The sequence below is a fragment of the Kitasatospora mediocidica KCTC 9733 genome, from assembly GCF_000744225.1.
GTDB classification, from domain to species: Bacteria; Actinomycetota; Actinomycetes; order Streptomycetales; family Streptomycetaceae; genus Kitasatospora; species Kitasatospora mediocidica.
This window is the reverse complement of sequence record NZ_JQLN01000005.1, coordinates 2,443,967-2,463,645: the sequence shown is the minus strand read 5'-3', so window position 1 is coordinate 2,463,645 and position 19,679 is coordinate 2,443,967. Positions and strand designations below refer to the sequence as shown.

General features: G+C 69.7%; 13 protein-coding genes. 1 reads left to right on the top strand and 12 read right to left on the bottom strand.

All coding sequences use genetic code 11. The features are described 5' to 3' along the window. The first annotated feature begins 51 nt into the window (after positions 1–51). Positions 52–2,475 carry a helicase-associated domain-containing protein gene (locus BS80_RS25035; RefSeq protein ID WP_051967012.1) on the top strand — a complete coding sequence of 808 codons (2,424 nt, stop codon included), beginning with the start codon at positions 52–54 and terminating at the stop codon, positions 2,473–2,475. 21 nt (positions 2,476–2,496) lie between these two features. On the opposite strand, the gene BS80_RS25030 is transcribed toward BS80_RS25035, so the two are convergent. The 12 genes from BS80_RS25030 to nusG all read right to left on the bottom strand — a co-directional run bounded on the left by BS80_RS25030 (position 2,497) and on the right by nusG (position 19,492). Further along, positions 2,497–3,177 carry a response regulator gene (locus BS80_RS25030; protein ID WP_035800802.1) on the bottom strand — a complete coding sequence of 227 codons (681 nt, stop codon included), beginning with the start codon at positions 3,175–3,177 and terminating at the stop codon, positions 2,497–2,499. A gap of 14 nt (positions 3,178–3,191) precedes the next feature. Further along, positions 3,192–4,400 (bottom strand): sensor histidine kinase, encoded by a 1,209-nt coding sequence (locus BS80_RS25025; RefSeq protein ID WP_051967011.1) that lies wholly within the window; start codon positions 4,398–4,400, stop codon positions 3,192–3,194. 88 nt (positions 4,401–4,488) lie between these two features. Then, positions 4,489–5,169 carry a DUF4097 family beta strand repeat-containing protein gene (locus BS80_RS25020; protein WP_035800800.1) on the bottom strand — a complete coding sequence of 227 codons (681 nt, stop codon included), beginning with the start codon at positions 5,167–5,169 and terminating at the stop codon, positions 4,489–4,491. A gap of 188 nt (positions 5,170–5,357) precedes the next feature. Then, on the bottom strand, positions 5,358–9,248 hold the full coding sequence (locus BS80_RS25015) for a DNA-directed RNA polymerase subunit beta' (RefSeq protein WP_035800799.1): 3,891 nt from the start codon (positions 9,246–9,248) through the stop codon (positions 5,358–5,360). Between the two features lie 98 nt (positions 9,249–9,346). Then, on the bottom strand, positions 9,347–12,820 hold the full coding sequence (rpoB, locus tag BS80_RS25010) for a DNA-directed RNA polymerase subunit beta (protein WP_035800797.1): 3,474 nt from the start codon (positions 12,818–12,820) through the stop codon (positions 9,347–9,349). Between the two features lie 835 nt (positions 12,821–13,655). Then, a complete protein-coding gene (rplL, locus tag BS80_RS25005; protein WP_456298581.1) occupies positions 13,656–14,039 on the bottom strand; it encodes a 50S ribosomal protein L7/L12 in 384 nt (127 codons plus the stop codon). 108 nt (positions 14,040–14,147) lie between these two features. Then, positions 14,148–14,720: a 50S ribosomal protein L10 gene (rplJ, locus tag BS80_RS25000; protein WP_035800793.1), complete on the bottom strand. Its 573-nt coding sequence runs from the start codon at positions 14,718–14,720 to the stop codon at positions 14,148–14,150. 363 nt (positions 14,721–15,083) lie between these two features. After that, entirely contained in the window at positions 15,084–15,938 is an 855-nt protein-coding gene (locus BS80_RS24995; RefSeq protein ID WP_035800792.1) for a hypothetical protein, read from the bottom strand. 85 nt (positions 15,939–16,023) lie between these two features. Continuing rightward, positions 16,024–16,818: a hypothetical protein gene (locus tag BS80_RS24990; protein WP_035800791.1), complete on the bottom strand. Its 795-nt coding sequence runs from the start codon at positions 16,816–16,818 to the stop codon at positions 16,024–16,026. 287 nt (positions 16,819–17,105) lie between these two features. Beyond that, entirely contained in the window at positions 17,106–17,825 is a 720-nt protein-coding gene (rplA, locus tag BS80_RS24985; RefSeq protein WP_035800790.1) for a 50S ribosomal protein L1, read from the bottom strand. Between the two features lie 72 nt (positions 17,826–17,897). Then, positions 17,898–18,332 carry a 50S ribosomal protein L11 gene (gene rplK, locus BS80_RS24980; protein ID WP_035800788.1) on the bottom strand — a complete coding sequence of 145 codons (435 nt, stop codon included), beginning with the start codon at positions 18,330–18,332 and terminating at the stop codon, positions 17,898–17,900. Positions 18,333–18,502: 170 nt separating this feature from the next. Further along, a complete protein-coding gene (gene nusG / locus BS80_RS24975) occupies positions 18,503–19,492 on the bottom strand; it encodes a transcription termination/antitermination protein NusG (protein WP_035800787.1) in 990 nt (329 codons plus the stop codon). Positions 19,493–19,679: the final 187 nt, after the last annotated feature.

The window sequence follows — 19,679 nt, the reverse complement described above, 5'->3', positions numbered from 1 at the left end:
GCATCCGAGTATCGGCGCACCCCGGACCGCAGATCTGACTACCCTGGCCGGGTGAACAGCACGACCGCCCTCACCTCCTGGCTGACCGGACGCACCCCCACGCAGCTCGTCGAACTGCTGGAACAGCGCGAACTGCCGTACGCCGGTGGGACCGGTCTCACCTCCCCCGCCCGACTCGCCAGACACCTGCTCGGCGACGCCTCGGTGACCCTGGCCCTGCGCGGCCTCGACCAGGCGCAACTCCAGGTCCTGGCAGCCGTCGCCGTGCTCGCCGAACAGCTGCACGGACCCGCGCCCGCGCCGGTCGAGCGGGCGGGACCTGCGGGCTTCACCGGGTGGGCACCGGCCGGCCAGTCGGCCGAACCGCCGCTGGAGTGCTCGGAGCGGGCGGTGCCGCGCGCGCGGCTGCGGGCCGCGCTGGCCGCTCCCACCGACGCTCCGGGCGCCGCGCTGGACGACGTGCTGGAGCAGCTCGCCGAGCGCGCCCTGCTGCTTCCGCCGCACGGCAGCGCGCTGACCGTCCCGCCGCTGCTGCACCGGCGGGCCGCCGAACTCCAGGGCTACGGACGGCCGGTGGCCACTCTGCTGAGCTCGGCGTACAAGGCCGCCGAGATCCACCGGGTGGCCGCCGAACTGCACCTCGGGGCGACCAGCACCCGGGACGTCGTCCAGCAGCTGATCGTCGAGCGGCTGACCGACCGGGAGGCGGTCCGCCGGCTGACGGCCCAGGCCCCCGCGGCCGCCGCCCGGCTGCTGGAGCGGCTGGTCCCGGGGCCGCCGCTGCTGCGCACCCAATGCTTCGTCTCCGAGCACGGCGTGTACTACAGCGCCACCAGCAAGTTCCGCTTCCGCGAGGCGGGCTCGGACGATCCCGGCGCCGACTGGCTGGCCGCCCGGGGCCTGCTGATCCCGGTCGGCCCCGACCTGTGCGAACTCCCGCACGAGGTGGCCGCCGCGCTGCGCGACGAGGGCGCGCCGCTGGCCTACGACCCCGCGCCGCCGCCCGTCCCGGCCGCCCGGCCGCTGCCCGCCCACCAGACGGGCGAGGCGCAGGCCGTCGCCACCGCCACCGCCACCCGCGTCGAACTGCTGTTGCGTGCCACCGCCGCGCAGCCGCTCGCGGTCCGCAAGGCGGGCGGCATCGCGGTGCGGGACACCCGGCGGCTGGCCAAGCTGACCGGTGCGTCGGACGCGCAGACCCGGCTCTGGCTGGACCTGGGCGCGAACGCCGGCCTGATCGCGCCGCACCGCGACGTCCCCCCGCCCACCCGCAGCCGCAAGCCCGCGCCGCTGCCGCCCGCCCGGATCCTGCCGACCGCCCGCTACGACCGCTGGCTGGCCGGTTCGCCGGCCGAGCGGCTGGTCCCGCTGATCGCCACCTGGGCCGTCACCCCCGAGGTGTTCAGCGCCTGGCCGGACGACTCGGAGATCCCGGTCGCGCTGGTCGCCCCGCAGGACCGCAGCGCCGTCGAGCTGCGCCGCACGCTGCTGGAGGCGCTGGCCGGGCTGCCCGCCGGCACCGGCCTGGGACCGGCCGCCGCGCTGGGCGAGGAGGCGCTCGCCGAGCTCGTCGTCGCCGCCTCCTGGTACCGCCCGGCCGTCGGCCCCGACCCCTTCACCCTGGAGCGGGCCGCCGCCACGCTGGCCGAGGCGGAGCTGCTCGGCGTGGTCGCGCACGGCGCGCTGACCCCCGTGGGCCACGCGACGCTCGGCTTGCTGCGGGCCGGCGCCGACCGCTACTTCCCGGCCGTACCGGGAGCCGGGACGTCGCTGGCCGGACGGCCCGCGCTGGCCGCCGCCGTCGCTGCGCTGCGCACGGCGTTGGAGGAGCTGGTGCCGCCGCCGCGCACCACGGCCCGCTTCCAGGCGGACCTGACGGCGGTCGTCTCGGGCCCGGCCGCCCCCGAACTGACCGAACTGCTCGGCTCGGTGGGCACCCGGGAGTCCGAGGGGCACGCGGTGGTCTGGCGGATCGGCGCGGCCTCGGTGCGCCGGGCGCTGGACTCCGGCGCGGACGCGCAGGAGCTGCTGACCCGGCTGGCCGAGGTGTCCGAGGGCGGCCGGGCGTTGCCGCAGCCGCTGACGTACCTGGTCAACGACGCGGCGCGGACCCACGGGCGGATCCGGGTGGTGCGCTCGGCCTGCTGCATCAGATCGGACGACGAGGCGCTGGTCACCGAGCTGTCGCAGGCCCGGGTGCTGGCGAAGCTCGGGCTGCGCCGGATCGCACCGACCGTCCTGATCAGCACCGCCTCGCCGACCGAGACGCTGGCCGCGCTCCGGCTCGGCGGCTACGCCCCGGTGTTGGAGGCTGAGACCGGCACCACCGTGGTGGAGCGCGCCCCGGACGAGCGGGCCGCCGTGGAGATGCCCTCGCTCGCCGGCGCCCGTACCTACTACGGCGGCGGCCCGGGCACGCCGGAGGCGCTGGCGGCCGAGCTGCTGTCCGGGAAACACGCCCGAGCGGGCGCCTGATCCCGGCGCGGGCGCGGTGCCTCAGGACTCGCCGACCACCACCGCGCCGGCCTCGTAGGCGAAGACCACCGCGTGCACCCGGTCGCGCAGGTGGAGCTTGCTCAGGACGTTGCTGACGTGCGTCTTGACGGTGTGCTCGCTGACAACCAGCGCGGCGGCGATCTCCGCGTTGGAGCAGCCCCGGGCCAGCAGCCGCAGGGTCTCCTGCTCACGGGCCGTCAACTGCTCCAGCAGCTTGGACGGCGCGCGCCCGCCGGCGCCCTGAGCGGCCGGCTTGCGGGCGGCGAACTCGCTGATCAGGCGGCGGGTGACGGAGGGCGCGAGCAGCGCCTCGCCGGAGGCCACCAGCCGGACGCCGTGCGCCAGGTCGTCCCGGCGGACGTCCTTGAGCAGGAAGCCGCTGGCCCCCGCGTACAGCGCGTCGTAGACGTAGTCGTCGATGTCGAAGGTGGTCAGCATGATCACCTTGGTCTCGGCGTACCGGGCGCAGACCTGGCGGGCCGCCTCCAGGCCGTCCATCACGGGCATCCGGACGTCCAGCAGCAGGACGTCCGGCCGGTGCTCGGCGACCGCCTCGATCGCCTCGACGCCGTTGCAGGCCTCGGCGACCACCTCGATGTCCGGCTGGGCGTCGAGGATCATGCCGAACCCGGCCCGCACCAACTCCTGGTCATCGGCGACCACCACCCGTATCGCGGCCATTGCGTTCCTCCCGTTCACAGTCTCTCGGCGCCCAGCGGCAGCTGCGCGGTCACCAGGAATCCCAGGCCGTCCGGTCCGGGTCCCGCGTCGGCCCGGCCCCCGCAGGCCGCGGCCCGTTCCCGGATGCCTACCAGCCCGCGCCCGCCGGACCAGCCGCTCACCGCGGCCCCGCCCGCAGCCACCCCCGGCACGCCGCGCCCGTTGTCCGAGACCGCGACCTCCAGCACCCCGCCCACCCGCGCGACCCGCACCTCGGCGTGGTCGGCGCCCGCGTGCTTGACGGTGTTGGTGAGCGCCTCCTGGACGATCCGGTAGGCGGCCGCCTCGACGTCCGAGGGCATCGTACGCGCCAGCTCGACGAGTTGGAGGTCCACCCGCAGGCCCGCCTGACGGACCCGGTCGACCACCGCCGGCAACTCGGCCAGGGTGGGCTGCGGGGCCAGCTCCGGCCCGGCCCCCTCCTCCTTGAGCACCCCGAGCACCCGGCGCAGCTGCACCATCGCGTCGCGGCCGGAGTCGGCGATGGTGTCGAAGGCCTTGATCGCCCGCTCCGGGTCCTTGTGCACGACCACCGGGCCGGCCTCGGCCTGGATCACCATCAGCGAGACGGCGTGCGCCAGGATGTCGTGCATCTCGCGGGCGATCCGGCCGCGCTCCTCGGCCACCGCGCGGGCCGCCTCGCTGGCCGCCCGCTCGCCCGCCTCGTGCGCCCGTTCGGCCTCGGCCCTGGCCTTGTTCCGCCAGCCCCGCACCACCGAACCGAAGACGAACGGGCCCAGCGAGGTGATCAGGCTGAACAGCGCGCCGTCCGGCGAGTGGGTGCCCAGGATGTTGGCGGGCACCACGATCGCCACCAGCAGCCAGCGCTGCCAGTCGTGGCAGCGGTCGCCGATGGTGTAGCTCATCAGCACCACGAAGATCGGGATCTGCGCCTGCGCGGAGTGCGCCACGATGCTCAGCGCGATCGCGGGCACACCGGCCACCAGGAAGACCGTGAACGGCGACCGGCGGCGCCAGGGCAGCGGCAGCGCGGTGGAGACCGCCAGCAGGTACACCCACGCTGCTGAGTGGGGGTTGTCGTGCAGCACCGACCAGGCCGAGACCAGCGCGGACGCCAGCGCCCACAGGCTGTCCGCGACGTACGGGTTCAGCCGGCCCGAACGCCACTGCCACCGGTCGAGCAGCTCCTTGCCGCGCGCTTCCCAGCGCGATATCCGTTCCACGTCCGCCCCTCCCCCGGGCGGGAGCGTCGCGCCCCCGCCCGGACGATCTTGCCGCACGGGCCGGCGGGCGCTGTGAGCGGGCACGAGGTCAGGCACCGGTGACCGTCACGTTGCCGGTCTGCGCCGTGGCGGTGATCGTACGAGCGGCGTCGCTCTGCTGCGGGACCGACACCTTGACGTCGCCGGTGTGCGTGTCGGCCCGGACCGCGTAGCCGGGGCCCTGCGGGAGGGAGATTTTGACGTCGCCGGTCTGCGTGACGGCCTGAACGTGCTGCGGACCGACCGTGAAGGCGGCCGTGACGTTGCCGGTCTGACTGCTCAACTCAACGCTGGCCGAACCGAGTTGGGAGGCATCCAGATCCCCGGTCCGGGTGTCGGCGCGGACCTCTGCGGTGAGCCCGGTCAGCCGTACGGTGCCGGTGTCCTCCTTCACCCGGACCACCGTGCCGGCCGGCACCTGGACGTCGTAGCCCACCCCGCAGTCGGAGCAGCTGTAGGTGAGGGTGAGCGTGCCGCCCGTCACCTCGTGGGTGGTGGACGGTGGCTTGTCGCGATAGTTCTGGTGCTCCGTCACCTGGACCGTGGTGCCGCCGCCGGTCACCCGGACGTCGCCGGTGTGCCCCTCGATCACCAGGGTGCGGACCTGGTCGGCCACCCCGTACCGGACGTCCTGGTTCTGGTTGTCGCCGAGGAAGCAGCCGGACATCCCGACCGCGACGAAGGCGGTGATGCCGGTGGTGGTGAGCAGTCGGACAAGGCGCGGGTTCATCTGTGGTCCTCTCGGCGACCGGTCCGAGGGCTCGGAACCGACACCCACAGACTGCCCGCCGCACCCCCTGCCCCGGATCCCCCGCGCGAGCGGTTCGCCGCCCTCCCCCGCGCGGGGGAGGGCGGCGCGAACGCCGCAGGGCGGCCACCCCGGTGGGGTGGCCGCCCTGCGGCTTGGTGCGGTGACCGTCAGCCCGTGTAGGGGCCGTAGTCGTAGTCGTCCAGCGGGACGGCCTGGCCGGAGCCGGCGCCGAAGGGCGACAGGTCGTAGTCGTCGTAGCCGACGGCCGAGTACATCGCGGCCTTGGCCTCTTCGGTGGGCTCGACCCGGATGTTGCGGTAGCGGGGAAGACCCGTACCGGCCGGGATGAGCTTACCGAGGATGACGTTCTCCTTGAGGCCCAGCAGCGGGTCCGACTTGGCGTGGATCGCCGCGTCGGTGAGCACCCGGGTGGTCTCCTGGAAGGAGGCCGCCGACAGCCAGGACTCGGTGGCCAGCGAGGCCTTGGTGATACCCATCAGCTGGGGACGGCCAGAGGCCGGGTGGCCGCTCTCCGACACCACGCGACGGTTCTCGGTCTCGAAGCGCCCACGCTCGACGAGCTCGCCCGGGAGCAGCTCGGCGTCGCCCGACTCGATGATCGTCACGCGGCGGAGCATCTGCCGGATGATGATCTCGATGTGCTTGTCGTGGATCGACACGCCCTGCGAGTTGTAGACCTTCTGGACCTCGGCGACCAGGTGGATCTGGACCGCGCGCTGGCCCATGATCCGCAGGACGTCGTGCGGGTTCATGGTGCCCTGGGTCAGCTTCTGGCCGACCGAGACCGCCTCGCCCTCGCTGACCAGCAGCTTGATGCGCTTGGAGATCGGGTAGGCGATCTCCTCGGTGCCGTCGTCGGGGGTGACGACGAGCTTGCGGGTCTTCTCGGTGTCCTCGATGCGGACCCGGCCGTCGGCCTCCGAGATCGGGGCCAGACCCTTGGGGGTACGGGCCTCGAAGAGCTCGACGACACGGGGCAGACCCTGCGTGATGTCGTCACCGGCCACACCACCGGTGTGGAAGGTACGCATCGTCAGCTGGGTACCGGGCTCACCGATGGACTGGGCGGCGATGATGCCGACCGCCTCACCGATGTCGACCAGCTTGCCGGTGGCCAGCGAGCGGCCGTAGCAGAAGGCACAGGTGCCGACCGCGGACTCGCAGGTGAGGATCGAGCGGGTCTTGACCGTGCTGATGCCGTGGCGGATCAGCTCGTCGATCAGCACGTCACCGAGGTCGGTGTTCGCGGTGGCGATGAGCTTGCCGTCGACGGTGATGTCCTCGGCCAGCATGCGGGCGTAGACGCTGGTCTCGACGTCGTCCGTCTTGCGCAGGACGCCGTTCTCGACCACGCCGATCGCCAGCTTGAGGCCGCGCTCGGTGCCACAGTCCTCCTCGCGAATGATGACGTCCTGGGAGACGTCGACCAGACGACGGGTGAGGTAGCCGGAGTCCGCGGTACGAAGCGCGGTGTCGGCCAGACCCTTACGGGCACCGTGGGTGGAGATGAAGTACTCGAGGACGGTGAGGCCCTCACGGAACGACGCCTTGATGGGACGGGGAATCGTCTCGTTCTTGGCGTTCGACACCAGACCACGCATACCGGCGATCTGACGCATCTGCATCATGTTTCCGCGAGCACCCGAGTCGACCATCATGAAGATGGGGTTGGTCTTCTCGAAGTTCGCGTTCATGGCCTCGGCAACCTCGTTGGTCGCCTTGGTCCAGATGCCGACGAGCTCACTGCTGCGCTCGTCCTTGGTGATCAGGCCGCGCTCGTAGTTCTTCTGGACCTTCTCGGCCTGCGCCTCGTAGCCCTCGAGGATCTGCGGCTTGCTCGGCGGCACGACGACGTCGGAGATCGACACCGTCACGCCCGAGCGGGTGGCCCAGTGGAAACCGGCCGCCTTGAGGTTGTCCAGGGTCGCCGCGACGGTGACCTTGGGGTAGCGCTCCGCCAGGTCGTTGACGATCGCGGAGAGCTGCTTCTTGCCCACCTCGTAGTCGACGAACGGGTAGTCCTCGGGCAGCAGCTCGTTGAAGAGCGCGCGGCCCAGGGTGGTGTTCAGGCGGAAGGGCTCGCCCTCGAACCAGGTCGACGCGCCGTCCTCGTCGACCGGCGGGGTCCAGCCACGGGGCGGGACGGTGCCGATCGGCAGGCGGATGTCGACCGGGGCCTGGACGTCCAGCTCGCGGGCGTCGAAGGCCATGATCGCCTCGGCGGTCGAGGAGAAGGAGCGGCCGGCGCCCTTCACCTTCTCGCGGTCCGAGGTGAGGAAGAACAGACCGAGCACCATGTCCTGGGTCGGCATGGTGACGGGGCGACCGTCGGCCGGCTTCAGGATGTTGTTCGAGGACAGCATCAGGATGCGGGCCTCGGCCTGCGCCTCCGCGGAGAGCGGCAGGTGGACGGCCATCTGGTCACCGTCGAAGTCCGCGTTGAACGCGGTGCAGACGAGCGGGTGGATCTGGATGGCCTTGCCCTCGACCAGCTGGGGCTCGAAGGCCTGGATGCCGAGTCGGTGCAGGGTGGGTGCACGGTTGAGCAGCACCGGGTGCTCGGCGATGACCTCTTCGAGGACGTCCCAGACCACCGGGCGGGCGCGCTCGACCATGCGCTTGGCCGACTTGATGTTCTGCGCGTGGTTCAGGTCCACCAGGCGCTTCATCACGAACGGCTTGAAGAGCTCCAGCGCCATGGCCTTCGGCAGACCGCACTGGTGCAGCTTGAGCTGCGGGCCGACGACGATGACCGAACGGGCCGAGTAGTCGACGCGCTTGCCGAGCAGGTTCTGACGGAAACGACCCTGCTTGCCCTTGAGCATGTCGGACAGCGACTTCAGCGGACGGTTGCCGGGGCCCGTGACCGGGCGACCACGACGGCCGTTGTCGAAGAGCGCGTCGACGGCCTCCTGAAGCATGCGCTTCTCGTTGTTCACGATGATCTCGGGGGCACCGAGGTCGAGGAGGCGCTTCAGGCGGTTGTTGCGGTTGATCACGCGGCGGTACAGGTCGTTCAGGTCGGAGGTCGCGAAGCGGCCACCGTCCAGCTGCACCATCGGACGCAGGTCCGGCGGGATGACCGGGACGCAGTCCAGCACCATGCCGTTGGGCTTGTTGGTGGTCTGCAGGAACGCCGAGACGACCTTGAGGCGCTTGAGCGCACGGGTCTTCTTCTGGCCCTTGCCGCTGCGGATGATCTCGCGCAGCCGCTCGGACTCCTCGGCCAGGTCGAACGTCTCCAGGCGGTCCTTGAGCGCCGCGGCGCCCATCGAGCCGGAGAAGTACGTGCCGAAGCGGTCGCGCAGCTCGCGGTAGAGCAGCTCGTCGCCCTCGAGGTCCTGGACCTTGAGGTTCTTGAAGCGCGCCCAGACCTCGTCGAGACGGTCGATCTCGCGCTGCGAGCGGTCCCGCAGCTGCTTCATCTCACGCTCGGCACCCTCGCGCACCTTGCGGCGCACGTCGGCCTTGGCGCCCTCGGCCTCAAGCTCGGCGAGGTCGGTCTCGGCCTTCTTCGCGCGGTTCTCCAGGTCGGAGTCGCGACGGTTCTCGATCTGCTGACGCTCGACCGAGACATGCGCCTCCAGGGACGGGAGGTCGCGCTGGCGACGCTCGTCGTCCACCCAGGTGATCATGTAGGCGGCGAAGTAGATGACCTTCTCGAGGTCCTTCGGCGCCAGGTCGAGCAGGTAGCCGAGGCGGCTGGGGACACCCTTGAAGTACCAGATGTGGGTGACCGGCGCGGCCAGCTCGATGTGGCCCATCCGCTCACGACGCACCTTGGCGCGAGTGACCTCGACGCCGCAGCGCTCACAGATGATGCCCTTGAAGCGGACGCGCTTGTACTTGCCGCAGTAGCACTCCCAGTCCCGGGTCGGACCGAAGATCTTCTCGCAGAAGAGCCCGTCCTTTTCCGGCTTCAGGGTGCGGTAGTTGATGGTCTCCGGCTTCTTGACCTCGCCGTGGGACCACTGGCGGATGTCGTCGGCGGTCGCGAGGCCGATGCGGAGCTCGTCGAAGAAGTTGACGTCAAGCACTGGTCGTCAAGCCCTCTTTCGTAAGTCGAAAGTCGTTCATCTGGTCTGAGGGGGGCCTGGGGGCGGGCCGGCCACTGGCGTGGCCGGCCCAACCTCCGTCAGACCTCTTCGACGCTGCTCGGCTCGCGCCGGGACAGGTCAATACCGAGCTCCTCGGCTGCGCGGAAGACATCCTCGTCGGAGTCCCGCAGCTCGATGTTGGAGCCGTCCGAGGACAGCACCTCCACGTTGAGGCAGAGCGACTGCATTTCCTTGATGAGCACCTTGAAGGACTCGGGAATGCCCGGCTCGGGGATGTTCTCGCCCTTGACGATCGCCTCGTAGACCTTCACGCGGCCCAGGACGTCGTCGGACTTGATGGTGAGGAGTTCCTGCAGCGCGTAGGCCGCGCCGTACGCCTCAAGGGCCCACACCTCCATCTCACCGAAGCGCTGACCACCGAACTGCGCCTTACCACCCAGCGGCTGCTGGGTGATCATCGAGTACGGACCGGTCGAACGGGCGTGCAGCTTGTCGTCGACCAGGTGGTGCAGCTTGAGGATGTACATGTACCCGACCGAGACCGGCATCGGGAACGGCTCACCGGAGCGGCCGTCGAACAGCTGGGCCTTACCGGTGGAGTTCACCAGGCGCTCACCGTCACGGGTGAGGGTGGTGTGGTCCAGCAGGCCGGTGATCTCGTCCTCGCGGGCGCCGTCGAAGACGGGGGTGGCGAGGTTGGTGCCACCCTCGACCGTGTCGGCGCCGATCGCCTGCAGGCGCTGGGCCCACTCGTCGGCGAGGCCGGAGACGTCCCAACCCTGCTTGGCGAGCCAGCCGAGGTGGATCTCCAGTACCTGTCCCGGGTTCATTCGGGACGGGACACCCAGCGGGTTCAGGATGATGTCGACCGGGGTGCCGTCCTCGAGGAACGGCATGTCCTCGACGGGGAGGATCTTGGAGATGACACCCTTGTTGCCGTGACGGCCGGCCAGCTTGTCACCGTTGGTGATCTTGCGCTTCTGGGCCACGTAGACCCGGACCAGCTGGTTGACGCCCGGGGGAAGCTCGTCGCCCTCTTCGCGGTCGAAGACGCGGACGCCGATGATCTTGCCCTGCTCGCCGTGCGGCACCTTCAGCGAGGTGTCGCGGACCTCACGGGCCTTCTCACCGAAGATCGCGCGCAGCAGGCGCTCCTCCGGGGTCAGCTCGGTCTCACCCTTGGGCGTGACCTTGCCGACCAGGATGTCGCCGGTGACGACGTCCGCGCCGATCCGGATGATGCCGCGCTCGTCGAGGTCCGCGAGGACCTCCTCGGAGACGTTCGGGATGTCCCGAGTGATCTCCTCCGGGCCCAGCTTGGTGTCACGGGCGTCGACCTCGTGCTCCTCGATGTGAATCGAGGAGAGGACGTCGTCCTGCACGAGGCGCTGCGACAGGATGATCGCGTCCTCGTAGTTGTGGCCCTCCCAGGACATGAACGCCACGAGGAGGTTCTTGCCCAGCGCCATCTCGCCCTCGTCGGTGCACGGGCCGTCGGCCAGCACCTGGCTGACCTCGACACGTGCGCCCTCGTCCACGAGCACCTTCTGGTTGAAGGCGGTGCCCTGGTTCGAGCGGGTGAACTTGGCGGCGCGGTACGTGGTGTACGTGCCGTCGTCGTTGGCCACGGTGACGTAGTCGGCCGAGACCTCCTGGACGACACCGGCCTTCTCGGCCACGATCACGTCGGCGGCGTCGACCGCGCAGCGGTACTCCATGCCGGTGCCGACCAGCGGAGCCTCGCTCTTCAGCAGCGGCACCGCCTGACGCATCATGTTGGAGCCCATGAGCGCGCGGTTGGCGTCGTCGTGCTCGAGGAACGGGATCATGGCGGTCGCGACCGACACCATCTGGCGCGGCGAGACGTCCATGTAGTCGATCTCGGAGCCGGGGATGTAGTCGATCTCCCCGCCACGACGACGGACCAGGACACGCGGCTCGGCGAAGTGCAGGTCGTCCGTCAGCGGGGCGTTGGCCTGCGCGATGACGTAACGGTCCTCCTCGTCAGCGGTCAGGTAGTCCACCTGCTCGGTGACGATGCCCTCGACGACCTTGCGGTACGGGGTCTCGATGAAGCCGAAGGCGTTGACCCGGCCGTACGAGGCCAGCGAGCCGATCAGACCGATGTTCGGGCCTTCAGGGGTCTCGATGGGGCACATGCGGCCGTAGTGCGACGGGTGAACGTCACGGACCTCGAAGCCGGCGCGCTCACGGGACAGACCACCCGGGCCCAGCGCGGACAGACGACGCTTGTGGGTCAGGCCCGACAGCGGGTTCGTCTGGTCCATGAACTGGGACAGCTGGCTGGTACCGAAGAACTCCTTGATGGAGGCGACGACCGGCCGGATGTTGATCAGGGTCTGCGGCGTGATCGCCTCGACGTCCTGGGTGGTCATGCGCTCGCGCACGACGCGCTCCATACGGGCGAGACCCGTACGGACCTGGTTCTGGATCAGCTCGCCGACGTTGCGCAGGCGACGGTTGCCGAAGTGGTCGATGTCATCGACCTCGACGACGATGTCGCGACCCGCGTTGTCGCGCCACTCGGTCTCGCCCGCGTGCAGCTTCACCAGGTACTTGATCGCACCGATGATGTCGGGCTCGGTGAGCACGCCGGAGTCCAGCGACTCGGCGTTGCCCAGCTTGCGGTTGACCTTGTAACGGCCGACCTTGGCGAGGTCGTAGCGCTTCGGGTTGAAGTAGAGGTTCTCCAACAGCGTCTGCGCGGCCTCGCGGGTCGGCGGCTCGCCGGGGCGCAGCTTGCGGTAGATGTCCAGCAGCGCGTCGTCCTGGCCCTGGGTGTGGTCCTTCTCCAGGGTGGCGCGCATCGACTCGTACTCGCCGAACTCCTCGAGAATCATCTCGTTGGTCCAGCCGAGGGCCTTGAGCAGGACGGTGACCGACTGCTTGCGCTTGCGGTCGATGCGGACACCGACCATGTCGCGCTTGTCGATCTCCATCTCCAGCCAGGCACCACGCGAGGGGATGACCTTGCAGGAGAAGATGTCCTTGTCGGACACCTTGTCCAGGGTGGAGTCGAAGTAGACGCCCGGGGAGCGGACCAGCTGCGAGACGACGACACGCTCGGTGCCGTTGATCACGAACGTGCCCTTGTGGGTCATGAGCGGGAAGTCGCCCATGAAGACCGTCTGAGACTTGATCTCACCGGTCTCGTTGTTGGTGAACTCGGCGGTGACGAAGAGCGGGGCCGCGAAGGTGAAGTCGCGGTCCTTGCACTCGTCAATGGAGTTCTTCGGCGGCTCGAAACGGTGGTCGCGGAAGGTCAGCGACATCGACCCGCTGAAGTCCTCGATCGGGGAGATCTCTTCGAAGATCTCCTCCAGACCGGACTTCGTGGGGACGTCCTGACCACTCTCCAGGGCCGCCTCGACCCGGGACTTCCAGGCCGCATTGCCGAGCAGCCAGTCAAAGCTCTCGGTCTGCAGGGCCAGGAGGTTCGGGACCTCGAGGGGCTCCTTGATCTTCGCGAAGGAGACGCGGAGCGGGGCGGTGGAATTAGCGTTGTTCGAGGCGTTGCGCGGCGCGGCCAAGAGGGGGGTCCTTCCGAGGGCTCGGAGCTCACTGCGCGCGTACCGGCCGGCTCTTGTCGGGCTGGTCCCGCCTCCGGCGCCGTGGGTCTCAGCCGGGAGGAAATCCCAGGTCAGAGCCGCTTTGCGGAGGCGATGCCAGGCCCCATCAGGGCAGCGCGAACTCCGGGCGACGAGTCACGGAGCAGCTAACAGGCAGCGCAAAGGGACAGTGTAGCCAATAGGCACACTGCTGTCCAGCCCTGATTCGGAGACCGAATCGGACACTCCCTCCGGTAGCCACCCGAACGGCCCCGCGCCCCCTGCCGGGGGCCGAACCGCAGGATGGTCCCTGCCTTACCGCCACTGCTGCGCACCCCGAGGGGTGGCACCTCGCACCACAGCGGTGCCCCACCTCGCTTCGAGGCCGGCACCGCGACTCACGTGGAGTCATTTCCCGCCGAGGCCCTGGGTTATGCATCCAGGGCCACTCAAACTAACGGCCGACTGCCTCCGCGGTGTCGGCGCGCGCCTTGAGAATCGCGCGCCGCGTGCGGTTCGTCAAGGCCCCGCCTGCGGCGAAGGCCTCGCGCAGTTCATCGCTCCCGGCGCCCACAGCGTTACAAGAACCCGTGGTGAGGACCCTGCGGCCGCGCCATGCGGCTCTGCGGCCGACGACAACGATCACGATACCGGGCCGGACCGACAGTGCCGAGGGCACAATCGGCCAGAGTCATACCGAACACATGTTCGCATTGGGCCGGCGCCCGGAACAACCCCCGGAAACGAAAGCAGGCCGGGCCGACCACCCCGTCAGGGGTGGCCGGCCCGGCCCGAGAGCTCCGTCAGGAGCGCTGGATCACTTGATGGTGACCTTGGCGCCGGCAGCCTCGAGCTGCTCCTTGGCCTTCTCGGCAGCGTCCTTGGCAACCTTCTCCAGGACCGGCTTCGGGGTGCCGTCAACGAGGTCCTTGGCCTCCTTCAGGCCGAGGGAGGTCAGGGCGCGCACCTCCTTGATGACCTGGATCTTCTTGTCGCCGGCCGACTCGAGGATGACGTCGAACTCGTCCTGCTCGTCCTCGACCTCGGCGACGGCGGCAGCGCCACCGGCGGCGATGGCGACCGGGGCGGCAGCCTTGACGTCGAACTTCTCCTCGAACGCCTTGACGAACTCGGACAGCTCGATGAGGGTCAGGGTCGCGAACTGCTCGAGCAGCTCGTCCTGGGACAGCTTCGCCATGATGGCGTCCTTCCACTTTTTCGGCAGGTGCCGGATGTACGGGATGGCGGGCGTACGGGCCCGCTGCGACCGGAGGTACCGGACGCTGAGCTCTTCAGGCCAGGGCCTGAATTACTCGGCAGCCTCGGTGGTGTCCTCGGCCTCGGCGGGAGCCGGCGTACCGGCACCGCCCTGCTCGACCTTCGCGCGGAGTGCCTCGGCAGTGCGGGCGAACTCCACCAGCGGAGCCTGGAAGGTCGCCGCGGCCTTGGCCATGGACGCCTTCAGGCCGCCGGCCAGCTTGGCGAGCAGCACCTCGCGGGACTCGAGGTCCGCGAGCTTCTTGATCTCATCGGCGGTCAGCGCCTTACCGTCAAGGACACCGCCCTTGATGATGAGAGCGGGGTTCTCCTTGGCGAAGTCACGCAGAGCCTTCGCCGACTCCACCGGGTCACCGGTGACGAAGGCGACAGCCGTCGGACCCGCGAACAGGTCGTCGAGCACAGTGATCCCGGCCTCATTGGCCGCAATCTTGGTCAGCGTGTTCTTCACCACGGCGTACTGGGCGTTCTCGCCCAGCGAGCGACGCAGGTTCTTGACCTGCTTCACCGTCAGACCGCGGTACTCGGTCAGCACTGCCGCGTTCGAGCTACGGAACTTGTCCGTGATCTCTGCGACGGCAGCGGCCTTGTCGGGCCTTGCCATAGGCTTACGCCTCCTTCCGTGATGTCGAGGTCGGCCGACCTTGGACAAGTCGACCTACTACGCCTCGGACCGCACGGGAAGGAGTGCTCCGCAGATCCGCGCCCCGGACGAACCGTGGTGCGAAAACACTGAGAGCCCCGGTGCGCAGGCGCACGGGGCTCATAAGAACCTCGACAGTCGCACGGCGAACCGCGCGGACCGGAAGTCCAAGCTCCAAACACTCCTGCGCGGGCTGCCTGCGACAAGTGCGCAGATCCTTCGGTCACCAGCACCCTTGCGGACGCACGGCGACAACCAGCGGTCTTTGGCTTCCCCCAGCGTACGGGTTGCGGCGTCGATAAACCAAATCACCCAGTCGGATCGCTAATGGCCCGCGTCCTGGGTGTCGCTCTCCGCCGGGGCCTGCACCGAGAAGGCGCCGCCGTAGTCGCTGTAGAGCACCGTCTCGTCGAAGCCGCCCTGACCGCCCTGACCGGAGCGCTCCAGCTTCACCAGCTGGTCGTGGTCGTTCAGCCAGAGATCCAGGCCGATCGTGCCCACCCCGCCCTTGGAGAGCGTCGTGGTGAGCTGCTGCTGGCGGTTGGCGGTCAGCAGGCTCTGCTGGGCCGCGACGTAGTCGGCCACCGAGACGCTCGCCTGGTAGTGCTGGACGGTGTTGTCGCCCAGCTTCTCCTCGCCCAGCAGCCGCAGGTCCGCGGCGCCGGCCGCGCCGGCCACCGCCACTTGCGGGTTGAGCTGGTCGATCAGCTCGGCGAACGGGGTCTCGGTCCGGCCGTCCGGCCCGGTGACCTCGGCGGACTTCTCCCAGTGCCGGCCGCCGAGGCGGGCCGCGGTGGCGGCGTCGCCGCCCTGGTAGGAGACGGTGTCCAGGACGATCAGCTGACTGCTGACGCCGTCGACGGTCCGCTGGAGCTGCATCACCGTCCGGGGCGCCCAGAAGAGCACCCCGTCGCCGCTCTCGGTGTCCGAGTGGCCGGCCAGGGTGCTGGTCTCCTGGTAGCTGAGCTTGGCCCGGCGGGTGCTCAGCAGCCCCTGCGCGACCGAGACCATCACCCCGTGCGGGGAGCGGTCGGCGGACTTGGAGCCGTCCGTGGGGGAGGCGCTGGAGGACGTGGCGGCGGGCCCGGGCCCGCCGGACCCGCTCCCGTCACAGGCCGCCAGCCCGCCGGTCAACGCGACCGCGACCGCCAGTGCCACCGCCGTGCGCCGTCCCGCCACCTTTGCCTCCTGGTCCACTCAGTCCCTTCAGGTTGCCACGTGCATCTGAGACACCCCGGGGCGGGCTGCGCCCATCGGGCCCCGGTCAGCCCGTCATCGCGCCCAGCAGCTTGAGCGCGTCGGTCGGGGCGACCTGGTCGCTCGCCGCAGGAGCCGCCACGACGACCTTTACGCCGAAGTCGGAGTACTTGGTGGTGGTGGCGGTGCTCTGGTCGGCGGACGGCGAGGCCGAGGCACCGTCCGAGCCGACCTCCTTCTGCTGGACCAGCTGGTGGTCAGCGTTCACCCAGAAGTCGGAGACGACCGTGGAGCCGTCCTGGCTCAGCGCGGTCAGCACGGCCTTGCGGTCGGCGTCCGAGAGGTTCGGGACGGCGGCCACCAGGGTGGCGGTGGGCATCGCGCTCTGGTAGTGCTGGGTGCTCACCCCGCCGAGCGACTCCACACCGACAAAGGTGACCTTGCCTCCCTGAGCCGCGGCGGTGAGCTGGACGGCCGGGTTCACCATCATGGCCAACGCCTGGAAGTTGGCGCTCAGGCTGCCGGCCGGGCCGGTGCCGTCGAGCTTGACCCAGTGCTTGCCGCCGACGGCGGCCGCCTGCTGGTCGCTCACCCCGAGGTACATCACCCCGTCGACCATCCGGACCTTCATCGCCTGGCCGGACTGCTGCTCGGAGATGTCCATCGCCGGCTGGGCGCCCCAGGAGTACAGGCCGCCACCGTCGTCGGACTTGTCACCCGCCGCGCTGATCGCGAGCTTGGCACTGCCGGCCTTCTGCATCACCGCGGCGGCCGAGAGCAGGTCGGCGTTCGCGTGCGCACCCCCCGCCGCCGCACCGCCGGCGCCGGCGGCGCCCGCAGCGCTCGCCACGGTGCTGGGCACCGCCTCCGCGCTCTTCTTCGCGCTACTGCCGCAGGCCGACAGAGCCCCGACCAGTAGAGCCGATGCCGCCACTGCCGACGCGATCCGCACCGCTCGCACGACGATTCCCCCTTGTAACTTCTTCACATCGAATGACCAGCGGACTCTAACTGACAGCGAAGACACCCGGTCACCCGGGTTTGGTTCCGTTTCCACTCCCCCACCGGAACGACGCAGGACCCGTACCCCCGGAAGGGGTACGGGTCCTGGTGGTGCGTCAGACCTACGGCACGTCAGACCTGGAGAGGTCAGATCGAGGCCGGGTCCTCCTCGACCATGAGGTTGCGGGTCTTGTTCGGGTCCACCTGGATGCCGGGGCCCATGGTGGTCGAGACCGCGGTCTTCTTGATGTAGCGGCCCTTGGCGGCGGACGGCTTGGCCCGGAGGACCTCGTCCAGCGCCGCGGCGTAGTTCTCGACCAGCTGCTCGTCGGTGAAGGAGGTCTTCCCGATGATGAAGTGCAGGTTCGAGTGCTTGTCCACGCGGAACTCGATCTTGCCGCCCTTGATGTCCGTGACAGCCTTCGCCACGTCCGGGGTGACCGTTCCGGTCTTCGGGTTCGGCATCAGACCACGCGGGCCGAGCACGCGGCCGAGGCGGCCGACCTTGCCCATGAGGTCCGGGGTGGCGACGACGGCGTCGAAGTCCAGACGGCCCTTGGCGACCTCGTCGATGAGCTCGTCGGAGCCCACGATGTCGGCGCCCGCAGCCAGCGCTGCCTCTGCACGGTCGCCGGTCGCGAAGACCAGGACCCGGGCGGTCTTACCGGTGCCGTGCGGCAGGTTGACGGTGCTGCGGACCATCTGGTCGGCCTTGCGCGGGTCGACACCCAGACGCATGGCAACCTCGACGGTCGCGTCGAACTTGGTGGTGGACGTCTCGCGAGCGAGGCGGATGGCCTCGAGCGGGGCGTACAGGCGGTCTACGACCTTGGCGTCTGCGGCCTTGAGGGCCTTGCTGCGCTGCACTTCTGCTCCTGAGTTGTGGAGTCGTGGTGTGTACGGGCCGCGCGGGCCCTACCACAGGGGAAAAAAGCGGACTTAGCCCTCGACCGTGATGCCCATCGACCGGGCGGTGCCGGCGATGATCTTCTCCGCCGCGTCCAGGTCGTTGGCGTTCAGGTCGGGAAGCTTGGTCGTGGCGATCTCACGGACCTGGGCGCTGCTGATCTTCGCGACCTTGGTCTTGTGCGGCTCGCCGGAGCCCTTCTCCACGCCCGCGGCCTTCAGGATGAGGCGAGCGGCCGGCGGAGTCTTGGTGATGAAGGTGAAGGAACGGTCGTCGTAGACCGTGATCTCCACCGGCACGACCATGCCACGCTGCGACTCGGTCGCGGCGTTGTAGGCCTTGCAGAACTCCATGATGTTGACGCCGTGCTGACCCAGCGCGGGGCCGACCGGCGGGGCCGGGTTGGCCGCGCCGGCCTTGATCTGAAGCTTGATAAGCCCCGTGATCTTCTTCTTCTTGGGAGGCATGTCTCTCCGGGTCCTTCCGTTGGATGGGTGTGTACGGACCGGGGCGACACCCGGGCGAGAGTACACACAGCTGACCAGGCTAACGCCAATGCGCCGCTGGGCCAAAACGGGTTCGGGGTGGGGCCACCGGCCCCACCCCGAACCCGAGGACTGTGAACCGCCTCGAAGGGCTAGTTCTTCTGGATCTGGTCGAAGGAGAGCTCGACCGGGGTCTCCCGGCCGAAGATCTCGACGAGGCCCTTGACCTTCTTCGAGTCGGGGTTGATCTCGTTGATGGTCGCCTGGAGGGTCGCGAACGGGCCGTCCGTGACGGTGACCGAGTCGCCGACCTCGAAGTCCAGGACCTGGATCTCGCTCGGCTTGACCGGCGAGGGCTTGCCGGCGTCCTTGGCCGCCTGGCGCTCCACGTCGGGCGCGAGCATCTTGACGACCTCGTCCAGGGTCAGCGGGTACGGGTCGTAGGCGTTGCCGACGAAGCCGGTGACACCGGGGGTGTTGCGCACGACGCCCCAGGACTCCGGGGTCAGGTCCAGGCGCACCAGCACGTACCCGGGGAGCTTGTTCTGGCGGATCGTCTTGCGGTCGCCGTTCTTGATCTGGACGACCTCTTCCTGCGGCACCTCGGCCTGGAAGATGTACTCCTCGACGTTCAGCGAGACGGCACGCTGCTCGAGGTTCTGCTTCACGCGGTTCTCGTAACCCGCGTAGGTGTGGATGACGTACCACTCGCCGGGGGCGGTGCGCAGCTCCTCACGGAACTTGGCGACCGGGTCGACGTCCTCCTCGGCCTCCTCCGCCTCCTCGACCAGCTCGGCCTCGGCGGAGTCGTCGAACGCCTCGGCGGCCTCGGCGTCCTCGTCGCTCACCTCGTGCAGCGCGGCCTCCTCGGCGGGCACGCCGGCCGCGGCCTCGTCAGCGGCGTCGACCTCGTCCTCGTCGCTGTCCACGGCGTCGACGATCTGCTCGGCGTCGCCCTCGTCGTCGGCGGACTCGGAGAACTCGACGTCGTCGCCGGCCTCGGAGTCGTCACCCTCCGCGGTGTCGTCGGCGAAGTCGGTGGCCTCGGGGTCGGCAGCCTCAGCCGCATCCAGCTCGGCGGCGACATCCGCATCCGCCTCGCGGACGGTCTCGTCGGCGTCGTACAGGGGGGACTCAGACACGGTGGCTGCTTCTTTCCTGGAGGTGTGGAGATGGTACGGCTCCGGGGCCGCTCCGGCTCCGCGCCGCTGGCGCGGGCGTGGGGGGGCGGTGCGGCTCGAAGTCTCAACAGTACCGAGTCAACGGTAGCGGGCTCGTCCGGCAGGTGCAGACAGCTCGACCCGGACCGGTCACTCCAGGTTTCTGGAG

Bases quoted from the DNA above. Each gene is read 5' to 3' on its own strand.
- BS80_RS25030 (WP_035800802.1), bottom strand. From the start codon at position 3,177: ATGGCCGCGATACGGGTGGTGGTCGCCGATGACCAGGAGTTGGTGCGG.
- BS80_RS25020 (WP_035800800.1), bottom strand. From the start codon at position 5,169: ATGAACCCGCGCCTTGTCCGACTGCTCACCACCACCGGCATCACCGCC.
- rplJ (WP_035800793.1), bottom strand. From the start codon at position 14,720: ATGGCAAGGCCCGACAAGGCCGCTGCCGTCGCAGAGATCACGGACAAG.
- rplK (WP_035800788.1), bottom strand. From the start codon at position 18,332: ATGCCTCCCAAGAAGAAGAAGATCACGGGGCTTATCAAGCTTCAGATC.